Annotated in this window: 9 protein-coding genes; 4 read left to right on the forward strand and 5 right to left on the reverse strand. The window is 45.6% G+C overall.

All coding sequences use genetic code 11. From position 1 onward, the window contains the following. The coding region (locus tag ABW391_RS16980; protein ID WP_353483100.1) for a malonate transporter subunit MadL at nucleotides 1–173 on the reverse strand (173 nt) is incomplete at its 3' end. 39 nt (nucleotides 174–212) lie between these two features. Between ABW391_RS16980 and ABW391_RS16985 the strand changes: the two genes are divergently transcribed. Next, entirely contained in the window at nucleotides 213–464 is a 252-nt protein-coding gene (locus tag ABW391_RS16985; protein WP_353483091.1) for a GlsB/YeaQ/YmgE family stress response membrane protein, read from the forward strand. Between the two features lie 97 nt (nucleotides 465–561). On the opposite strand, the gene ABW391_RS16990 is transcribed toward ABW391_RS16985, so the two are convergent. Together ABW391_RS16990 and ABW391_RS16995 are read right to left on the reverse strand one after the other, a co-directional pair. Continuing rightward, nucleotides 562–2,193 carry a M28 family peptidase gene (locus ABW391_RS16990; RefSeq protein ID WP_353483092.1) on the reverse strand — a complete coding sequence of 544 codons (1,632 nt, stop codon included), beginning with the start codon at nucleotides 2,191–2,193 and terminating at the stop codon, nucleotides 562–564. 65 nt (nucleotides 2,194–2,258) lie between these two features. After that, nucleotides 2,259–3,056, reverse strand: coding sequence for a hypothetical protein (locus ABW391_RS16995; protein WP_353483093.1), 798 nt, complete (start codon nucleotides 3,054–3,056; stop codon nucleotides 2,259–2,261). A 135-nt stretch (nucleotides 3,057–3,191) separates the two neighbouring features. Here ABW391_RS16995 and ABW391_RS17000 point away from each other — a divergent pair, with 135 nt between their 5' ends. After that, nucleotides 3,192–4,481 carry an acetyl-CoA hydrolase/transferase family protein gene (locus ABW391_RS17000; RefSeq protein WP_353483094.1) on the forward strand — a complete coding sequence of 430 codons (1,290 nt, stop codon included), beginning with the start codon at nucleotides 3,192–3,194 and terminating at the stop codon, nucleotides 4,479–4,481. A gap of 169 nt (nucleotides 4,482–4,650) precedes the next feature. On the opposite strand, the gene ABW391_RS17005 is transcribed toward ABW391_RS17000, so the two are convergent. After that, nucleotides 4,651–4,995: a XisI protein gene (locus tag ABW391_RS17005; protein ID WP_353483095.1), complete on the reverse strand. Its 345-nt coding sequence runs from the start codon at nucleotides 4,993–4,995 to the stop codon at nucleotides 4,651–4,653. Further along, nucleotides 4,980–5,399 (reverse strand): element excision factor XisH family protein, encoded by a 420-nt coding sequence (locus ABW391_RS17010; protein WP_353483096.1) that lies wholly within the window; start codon nucleotides 5,397–5,399, stop codon nucleotides 4,980–4,982. The genes ABW391_RS17005 and ABW391_RS17010 overlap by 16 nt, the downstream gene beginning before the upstream one ends. 81 nt (nucleotides 5,400–5,480) lie before the next feature. Between ABW391_RS17010 and ABW391_RS17015 the strand changes: the two genes are divergently transcribed. Together ABW391_RS17015 and ABW391_RS17020 are read left to right on the forward strand one after the other, a co-directional pair. Then, nucleotides 5,481–7,547, forward strand: a complete 2,067-nt coding sequence (locus ABW391_RS17015; protein WP_353483097.1) for a tetratricopeptide repeat protein — start codon at nucleotides 5,481–5,483, stop codon at nucleotides 7,545–7,547. Nucleotides 7,548–7,663: 116 nt separating this feature from the next. Beyond that, the coding region (locus ABW391_RS17020; protein ID WP_353483098.1) for an NACHT domain-containing protein at nucleotides 7,664–9,627 on the forward strand (1,964 nt) is incomplete at its 3' end.

Raw genomic sequence — 9,627 nt, forward strand, 5'->3', positions numbered from 1 at the left:
ACATTGGCATCAATGTGCAGCAAACGCCCTAAGGTTTCGCCCGTGAGTTGCCCGATGATGTAACAAGCGGCCAGGAGCGCAACGCCTTTTATCAACATAGATTCATTTTTAAAGTAAAGTAGCAAGAAAAATAGAAAAGCAACCAGCTCGCTATGGTTTCTTTTTTTGTACATTTAGTCAATCATCATTTTTCAACTTAAATCATTGTCAATATGAGTATTGTTTACATTTTAATCATTGGAGCAGTATCTGGTTGGCTGGCTGGCCAAATCATGAAAGGCGGTGGCTACGGCCTTTTGGGCAACATCATTCTCGGCATTGTTGGCTCTATAGTGGGTGGCTGGGCACTTGGGTTGGTGGGCGTATCTCTGCATATTGGCAGTGTATTGGTTAGCCAGATTGTTCAATCGGTAATAGGTGCAGTCGTGGTGATCTTTGTGGCGGGGCTGTTTAAAGGGAAATAATCGGTTGTCGGGGCGACCTGTTAGGGCGACCCTTTGCGGTCGCCCTAACCACCCAGATTGGGCGACCACGAAGGGTCGCCCCAACTGGTCGCCCCTTCTACATTTTAGCGAAAATACTTTCTGGTTTCCAGCTCGGACGCTCCGCTGCCCTTGATACCAGGTAACTGATCAGGAAATTCAGCCGAACATAGGTGCAACCCGCTTCAAAATTGAATGACCCATTGAGTTCATCCGAAGGCTTATGGTAATTGTTTTTGGTAAAATCCACGATTAGTCCATTCAGGTCGAAATTAGGATCTTGGGTTTTTAGCCCGTATTTGATGTGCAACGCCGGAATCCCCTGCAATACAAAGCTGTACTGATCGCTGCGCACAAAGCGTACTTCCTGCGGCATGTGGTCTTGCATCACTTCCAGCCCCAGGTAGCCTGCCGCCTGTTGCACTGTGGCCATTAACGTGGAATGCTCCGCGCCCAACGGTACCACCCCCAGCAAGGGCGCCAGGATCGTAGGCATGTCCGTATTGATATCGGCTACGATTTTGTCTTTGGGTACGGTTGGATTGATGGCAAAATAAGTGGAACCCAATAGGCCCATTTCTTCCCCGGTGACCATCACAATCAGAACGGAGCGCTTGGGGCGATCTTTTTTCAGGTTTTGATATACTCGGGCAATTTCCAGTAAACTGGCCACTCCCGAAGCATTGTCATGCGCGCCATTGTAGATGGAATCGCCATTTACGGGGCGACCGATGCCTACGTGATCCAGGTGGGCGGTATGCACCACGTATTCTTCCTTGAGCACTGGGTCGGATCCAGGAATTTTGCCCACAAGATTGAAGGTTTCCAGTTGTTCGTACAAGGTACCCGTTTGGGTTTGCAAGGTGCCGGGTATCTCGATTGGCGCTGAAGGATTGTACAACAATGCGGCCAATTCCTTGCTGCTCAGGTCGGTTTTGCCCAAAATCTTGCCCAGCCCAGCCCAGGTCAAGGAGCCCACCAACTTGATAGAAGGGTACGGATTGACGCCCCGTCCTTCGGCTTTTCCGTTGGGAAATACCACGCCTTTCGCCGATCCGCCACCGCCCTGAGGGCCGCCCACCGTAGGTGCAGGCATGATCAATACCCCCACTGCGCCGTGCTGGTAGGCCATGTCCACTTTGGCGCGGGTGGTGGCCAGGTGTGCAGATTCGGTACTCCCAAATTTATTTTCGGGCACTCTGCTCAGCACAATCACGATTTTCCCTTGCGCATCGATGCCTTTGTAGTCGTCGTGATTGAGTTTGGGGGCAGTAATGCCATGTCCTACAAACACCAAAGGGGCTTCAACCCGGTTTTGTGCGGCATTGAAATCGGGTTGAACACTGAAGTCTTTGCCGTACTCCAGATCCATGTGCTGACTTGTAGAGTGAAAGTGAAACCGGCATTGCTCTGCGACAATTTTGGCGGTGCGCACCACCACTTTTTGGCGATAGCCACCGTTTTCGCCAGCGGGCTCCAATCCGAGTTTTTGAAACTGTGTTTCCACGTATTTTCCGGCCAAATCAAATTCCGGTGTACCTGGCAAGCGGCCTTTCATGCGGTCGTCGGCCAGGTATGCAATGTGGCCCTTGATGGCTTCTGCCGATACTTGCGCCAAGGGTTTTTGAAGGGGTTTGGGCAAGCCGCTCTGGCTCCAGCAGGCCGAGGTGATGGCACTCAGCCACAGCATGGTTAGGGTACGATAGATCATAAAGTATGGTTTGCTGCGGAAGGTAGGAAAAAATAAAAATAAATTAAGGAACGATGAAGAAAACACTACCCCTCATTCAATACTTTTCGGCCCCAGAGCAAAATTTGGAAGCCGTATACACCCAGCCAAAACAGGATGCCCGCAAAGGAAAGAATGCCCAACGCCGCAAAAACCCTGACCGAGCGCAAATTGATGTCCCAAAACTGATAGCTGATAAAATCGCTGAGCACAAAAAACGTGTGGATGCAAAATACGTAAAAGGCCACTTGCAATAATTTTCGGGCGTAAAATACCCGCCGCAACTCGATTTTGTTGCGCAGGTTTTTCCGTTTTTGTACCACGTACCGCCGCGCGAAATAGAGATAAGCAAAAAAGGAGGTCAAAAATAAGCCTTGTTCAAGCGCTCCGTAGAATGGATTAAAAAACTGGCGGCCATAATGCGCTTTAAAATCCATGGAGGAAAAAAACATGAACACAAAAAAAACGAATTGACCAATCGGGAGGATCATGTGCTTGAGGTCGCTGCGCCTCAACTGATACTGTGGGTACAAGCTCAACTTGACATGGTAAAAAAGCAGCACCGGAATGGCCAGGGTATAATAGATCGGGATAAAATACAAACTCGGGTAGCGCTCGTACACACCAGCCAGTACCAACCAATAATGCAGCAAGGTGAGGCCAAAGGAGATCAGCAATGCACCATAGCAATAGTTGGAGCGCTTGTCTCCGGAGCTTTTTCCAAAAAACAATACCCCAACACTTAGCGAATGCAGTATTTGAGCCGCCAATACCACCAACAAGAGGTAGTAAAAGATGGTATGATCCCCCCGCAAGGGCAAGGGCAAATAATTGGAAAATTCCATGGCGTACGTTTGCGCCTACAAAGGTATTTCCTTTTTCATCACAGTGCAAAAGTCATTTAACTTTGAGGACAATTCTCATTCCAAGGTCACAAATAGACCCCTTATTTTGGGGTTCAAACCAAGTCATCAATAGTCATGAGTTCCAAAGCTTATTCACCCGTTTCCCCACAAGAAGCCGTTTCAGTTATTCGATCTGGCGATAAAGTATTCATCCACACTGGTGCTGCTGCCCCGCAGGTACTGGTACATGCGCTGGCCGAACGCGGCGATGAGTTGCGTGACGTACAGATTTACCAAATGCATACCGAGGGGCCAGCCCCTTATGCTGCCGAACATTTGCAAGGCAGCTTTCATGTACACAGTCTATTCACTGGCGCCAATATGCGCCCTGCCGTGCAGGAAGGTCGAGCCGATTTTGTACCTGTATTTTTGAGTGACATTCCCCGCTTGTTTCGGCGGGGCGTGATTCCTTTGGATGTGGCCATTTTGCACGTGTCGCCACCCGATGCACACGGGTATGTTACTTTGGGGGTTTCCGTTGATACTTCCTTGGCTGCTTCCGAAACGGCCAAAGTGCTGATTGCAGAAATCAATCCGCACATGCCCCGCACCCAAGGAGATGGCAACATCCACATCAGCCGTTTTGACAAGGTCATTGAGGTCAATTATCTTTTGCCAACTTTGATTATTCCCGAACCAACAGAAATTGAACGGAAGATTGGTCAAAATATAGCTGGCCTGGTAGAAAATGGCGCAACCCTGCAAATGGGCATCGGAGCCATTCCCAATGCCGCACTGGCCGCCATGATCCATCACCGCGAATTGGGCATCCACACCGAGATGTTTTCAGATGGCATCATTCCCTTGGTGGAAAGAGGCGTTATCACCAATGAGCACAAAGCCAAACACCGTGGGCACCTGGTGACCGGTTTTTTGGTGGGTTCCCAAAAACTATACGACTTTGTGGACGACAACCCCCTGGTGCGCGTACTGGACATCGAATACGTCAACGATACTTCCATCATCCGCAAAAACCCCAAAGCTACCGCCATCAACAGCGCCATCGAAGTAGACATTACCGGACAGGTTTGTGCAGACTCTATCGGTACCCGCATTTTTTCCGGGGTAGGTGGGCAAATGGACTTTATCCGGGGGGCGGCACTTTCCAAAGGTGGCAAGCCCATCATCGCACTCCCTTCCATGACCAACAAGGGCATTAGTCGGATTACGGCACTGCTACAACCAGGTGCAGGGGTGGTCACTACCCGAGCTCATGTGCACTATATCGTAACGGAATACGGCGTGGCTGAAATGTGGGGAAGAAGCATCCAGGAACGGGCGCGGGCCATGGTCAATATTGCGCATCCCGATCACCGCGAGCGCTTGATGAAGGAGGCGTTCGAGATTTGGAGGATCAGGATTTAGTAGGGTTCAACCACTTTTGCTTTGTGGACTCAGGTTTTGTGCAAATGTGCTTTGAGAAACCTGATTTTACAGGATTTCGTCGAAACGATTTGCACAAAACCTGAGTCCACATGATATATATGTAGTGGGGTCATATTTCGAAAACCAAGTTTCTTAAATTCACCCAAAATTAAGCTAGAGCAAACTCCCCGGCCCATTCTCTCTCCACAGGGGATTTGTAACCCAAAACAATATCAGTTTTGGGAATGCCTCGATTAACCAACTCATAGGCCAAGGAAAGATCAGTTCCATCATGTTGAAGCCAAACCTTACCATCAGAATTTACGTCAATGTGTACAAAACTGCCATAGTGCCAGCGTTCATTATGCCAGCCCAAAGAAAAAAGCACATAATGTCCTTTTTCCTCATCAATAATGATTTCCGTATTTATGCCTTTTAAGGAAGGACTGGTAAGGTTTCCAATTTCTTCAACCAGCTTCCGAACGATGTCCTTGTAAGTTAGAACTTTATCCATTTTTTGATAATTGCGTTTGTTTGATCATAAACAATTGTACTGATGTCAGTTTCTTCCAAAAGTTCCAAGAAGAACAAGTCTTGAAAAAACCGTTCGTAAAAGACAAAAGGCATGGCAAGGTATAATTTTCGATCGGGCTCTTCTTTTTGTATTGCCGAACGGTATCGAAGAAACTGTCCCACTGCTTGATCAAAGTCTTGCAAATCTGAGCCACCCATGAAAGTTTTGATTTCAACCGCAATTTTTTCTTTGCCTTTTTCCGCCCCAATGAGCAGTCGCTCTGCTCCAAGATCGACGTAAGTTCTACGTGTACCCATCAATAATTGATACGGGTCATCGGTTATCGTCCACCCATCTCTCTCCAGGGCGAGTCTGACTTGTTCGTGGTATTTATCTTTTGCCATCACCGTAAATATACAACAAAGGTAAAAAAATAACAAGGCTTAAATCACTCTGCCGCACCTCAGGACCTGAAAATTTAGTAGATGAGTGAAGATCAGACTTTGATAAAAGGAGGAGAGATGATGAAAGCGATCCCCTCCTTCACATCTTTTGTCGCTCTGCTTTCATCTTTCCGCTTTCCTATCTATTTTACGGCACAAAACTGTGCCAGTATGTCCAAGCCCAAGAAGAAACCTGTAGGATCTCGACCTGATCAAAAAAAAAATACCCCACGCAGCACGATCACGCAACCCAACACTGCCCCAGCAACTGATTCAGCTAAGTCGGCTCCTGCTGCATCCTTGGTATGGTTGTGGCTAGGCATCATCGCGCTTTGGGTCTTTCTGGCGTATACGGAGGCACCAGACAACCAGTTTGTAGACTGGGACGATCCCACTTACGTAACCGAAAATCCCTACCTCAAGCCCGCCAATGCAGAAAATCTCAATGTGCTGTTGCATTCAGTGGTGTCCTTGAATTATCATCCGCTGACGATGGCGACCCTTTGGTGGAATGCTGCCAATTCCGGCATCGAAAGTGCCCGCTCGTACATCGTATTCAATATTGTGTTCCATATCTTGAATACGGTACTGGTTTTTTTGTTTGCGTTTGGACTCAGTAAGCGCAACGTGTTGATTGCGCTGGTTACGGCCTTGGGTTTTGGCTTGCACCCCATGCACGTGGAGTCGGTGGCCTGGGTATCGGAGCGCAAAGATGTGCTGTACGTGTTTTTCTTTCTCTTGTCGGCCTTGGCCTATTCGAAACACCTGGAAAAAGGTAAGCTTGGCCTGTGGTGGGTGCTGGCACTTGTCGCGTTTTTGCTTTCTTGCCTGTCCAAAGCGATGGCCGTTTCGCTGGTGCCTGTGCTCTTTTTGCTGGATTACTGGCAGGGGCGCAAGCTGCTTTCGATGGGAAGCATTGTAGCAAAAATCCCGTTTATAGCTGTGGCTGTACTTTTTGGTTTGATTGCGCTGGATGTGCAAGATGGCGGCAGTTTTCATGGGATGTTTGGCATGGTAGAAAAAAACGATGCCCTGGCAGATTTCGATGTTTTTTCCCCTTTTCAGCGCATCAAACTTGCGGGTTACGGCTTTATGATGTACATCGTCAAGTTGTTTTTGCCGTTTAACCTCTCTGCTTTTTATCCATACCCCAATCTCGACGCGGTAAAGCAAGGTACAGAGGGCAGCATTTACCTTTTTTGTCTGCTCTTCGTGCTCGCCATTGGGGTCTGGTGCCTGTGGAATGCCCGCAAACACAAGATTTTTCTGTTTGGATTTGGGTTTTACCTGTTCACCATCGCCCTGGTTTTGCAAGTCATTTCGGTCGGTGCGGTGATCATGGCCGACCGCTATACTTATCTGCCTTATGTAGGCTTGTTCTTTATGCTGGGCTATGGGCTGAATGCACTCATTGGCCAATTTCCTTCTACAAAATACGCCGTTTGGGGGGCAGTGCTGGGCCTGAATTTGTTTTTCACCCTGCGCACCCGCGAGCAGGTCAACATCTGGCAAAACCACGACACGCTCTGGACCAATGTGATCAAACTGTATCCCAACGCGGGCGAACCCCGCAAAATCCGGGGGCATTACTACGGCAAAACGGGCCGCATTGATCTGGCCATTGCCGATTTTGAAGCCGCGCTGCGCAACAATTTCCAAAATGTGTCCATCTACGAGGGGTTGGGCAATGCTTACGGCACGCAAGGCAAAGTAGACCAGGCCATCGAGATGTTCAACCAGGCGCTCAAACTGGATTCCAACAACGTAAGTGTACACTACAATCGTTCGATCGCTTTGTTGGGTAAAAACCCACAGGCCGCCATTGCCGATTTGAATTTTGTGATCAAAAACTCCATGCAGCAAAAAGCCACCAACTATGGCGCGCGCGGCTATGGCTACCTGCTCATCGGCAATTATGCCGCCGCCAAGCTGGACTACGACAAGGCCATCTCCCTTGATCCTCAAGATCCCTTTCATGTGTTCAATCGCGGCCAGGCCAAGCAGATGAGTGGCGATAAGGCTGGCGCAATTGCAGACTATGAGGCTGCACTGAAGCTTAAGCCAGGGATGGTGGAAGCGGTGGAGAAGTTGAAGGGGTTAGGGCGATGATGTTGATGGTTAGCCTATTTTATTCCAACTGTAAATTCCTCTTCTGTAATTCTTTAAAGAGAAAAAAGTATATTGTACTCGATATATAAGATATAATTACTTTACAAAGTAAGAACATGTTGAATAGCATCAAAACTAAAGAACAATTGCTTTTATCTGTTTTAATAACTTCTTTGCTTGCCTTCATTGTAGGCTATATAATTGGTGGTTGGAAGATAGGGGGAGCATTATCTGCGATTTGTTTATTGATTTTACTTGTTGCTAAGAACATATGGTTTTCGGATAAAAGTAACTTCCTTCTTCGTTTATCAGTGGTTAACATAGCTGTAGTTGTGGTTGGATTAACAAATAGCTGGCTACAACCTATTCTGCTAAACCTTGCAAAAAGGTTTTTACCTGATTTATCAATTCCTGATCTCAATACGTCGCCAGTACTGTATTTGTTTGTCTTAATTCTGGTTTTTATTGTTTTTTACTTCACCCAAGATCGTACGGTATTGGGAAAAGAAAAGGAAACCATTATAGAAATCATCCAAGAACCCGACTTCAAGGATAGATTCAAAATGGTATGTGAATCCCTTGCTGATGATATTCGTAGGGTAGATAAAGATACCAACTGGAGAGGACAGTATTATACCCCTTTGGAAGCTGAGGTTGAATTTCAAGACCTAAATAGACGAAAGAAAAAAATTGTCAAAGATTTACTTGCCGCATTAAAAGAAACCAAAGAACGATTAATCCTCGTATTAGGTGATCCGGGAGCAGGAAAAAGTGTCGCGTTACGAAAATTATGCCTTGGTCTGCTTACTTCAAAAGAAGTTCTAAAATCGTACAAAATCCCAATTTACATCAATTTAAAAGAATGGAACAGTGATCGGGAGTGGACAGAAGATACACCTCCAACCGTTGATGAAATCAAAGGGTTTGTACTAGAAAACCTTAAAAACAGAGATATCGTAACCAGAGACTTCTTTGAAGACCATTTTGATAAAATGTATGAAAATGGCAATCTGTTTTTCGTTTTTGACTCATTTGATGAGATTCCAGCCATATTAGGTACTTCACATGATTCCCTATTAATCGATGAAGTTTCTTACGTTTTCACCAAATTCTTAAAAGGTGCTCGCCAGCCTAAAGCTCAGGGAATAATTGCCTCTCGTGAGTTTAGAAAGCCATCAGACTCATTTCAATCTACTCTCAGTTTACTAATAAGGCCATTAAGCGAAACAAATATCATTTCAATTTTTAATAGATATGGAAAAATTAACAATGAAAAGGTCAAAGAGCTTTTTAGAGAGCGACCTGATCTGTCCAATCACGCTCGTAACCCATTTACTGCAGCTTTAATTTCTGAATATATTTATAGAAATCAAGGCTCCCTTCCCGAAAATCTATTTTTAGTTTATGACTCTTACGTTGCTGGTATACTCAATACGTCGTGTAGAGAAAAGATGCAACGGTACAAGTTACAATCTGACGACATCAAAAACTTTATGATTGATTTTGGTAAGGTGCTTTTTGAAAATAGTAGCCTAGAAATACCTATAAATGAATTGAGAAAACAGTTGTCACGTCACAATTTTGAAGAGATTGTAGAGATACTTAAATTTTCTCGCCTTTGTAGAGAAGGTCAGGGAATTGATCGTGTTTTAAGTTTTTCGCATCGTCGATTTTGTGAATTCTTTTCTGTATGTAATCTATTAAAAGAAGAGAAGCTAAATGATAAATTGATGCTTGATATCCCAACTGATTCTCTTTGGCGGGATACATTGGTATTGTATTGTATGGTTGCTCCTAGAGATAAAGCAATTAAAATTGCCGATTTTTGCTGGCAAATTATAGACAAATCTGGCTCATTGTTAGATCAGAAATCGATACATGCCTTAAGGTTTTTAGTAGATGCTTTTAGAGGGCGAAAAGAATGTATTGAAAATTTTAATAAAAACCTAACAAAATACATTCTTAAAAACATAAATAAGAAAAATATTTTCACAACTAAATTTGCAGTAGAGGCTCTCTCTTTGTTAGATCAGGACAAAATTGATGAAGGTACCACTCATGCTTTAAGTTTTGGGAATAA

Origin of the sequence: Haliscomenobacter sp., from assembly GCF_040403615.1 — a bacterium.
Lineage (GTDB): Bacteria > Bacteroidota > Bacteroidia > Chitinophagales > Saprospiraceae > Haliscomenobacter.

Coding starts and splice junctions, on each gene's coding strand:
- ABW391_RS16985 (WP_353483091.1), top strand. CDS start 213: ATGAGTATTGTTTACATTTTAATCATTGGAGCAGTATCTGGTTGGCTG.
- ABW391_RS16990 (WP_353483092.1), bottom strand. CDS start 2,193: ATGATCTATCGTACCCTAACCATGCTGTGGCTGAGTGCCATCACCTCG.
- ABW391_RS16995 (WP_353483093.1), bottom strand. CDS start 3,056: ATGGAATTTTCCAATTATTTGCCCTTGCCCTTGCGGGGGGATCATACC.
- ABW391_RS17000 (WP_353483094.1), top strand. CDS start 3,192: ATGAGTTCCAAAGCTTATTCACCCGTTTCCCCACAAGAAGCCGTTTCA.
- ABW391_RS17005 (WP_353483095.1), bottom strand. CDS start 4,995: ATGGATAAAGTTCTAACTTACAAGGACATCGTTCGGAAGCTGGTTGAA.
- ABW391_RS17010 (WP_353483096.1), bottom strand. CDS start 5,399: ATGGCAAAAGATAAATACCACGAACAAGTCAGACTCGCCCTGGAGAGA.
- ABW391_RS17015 (WP_353483097.1), top strand. CDS start 5,481: ATGAGTGAAGATCAGACTTTGATAAAAGGAGGAGAGATGATGAAAGCG.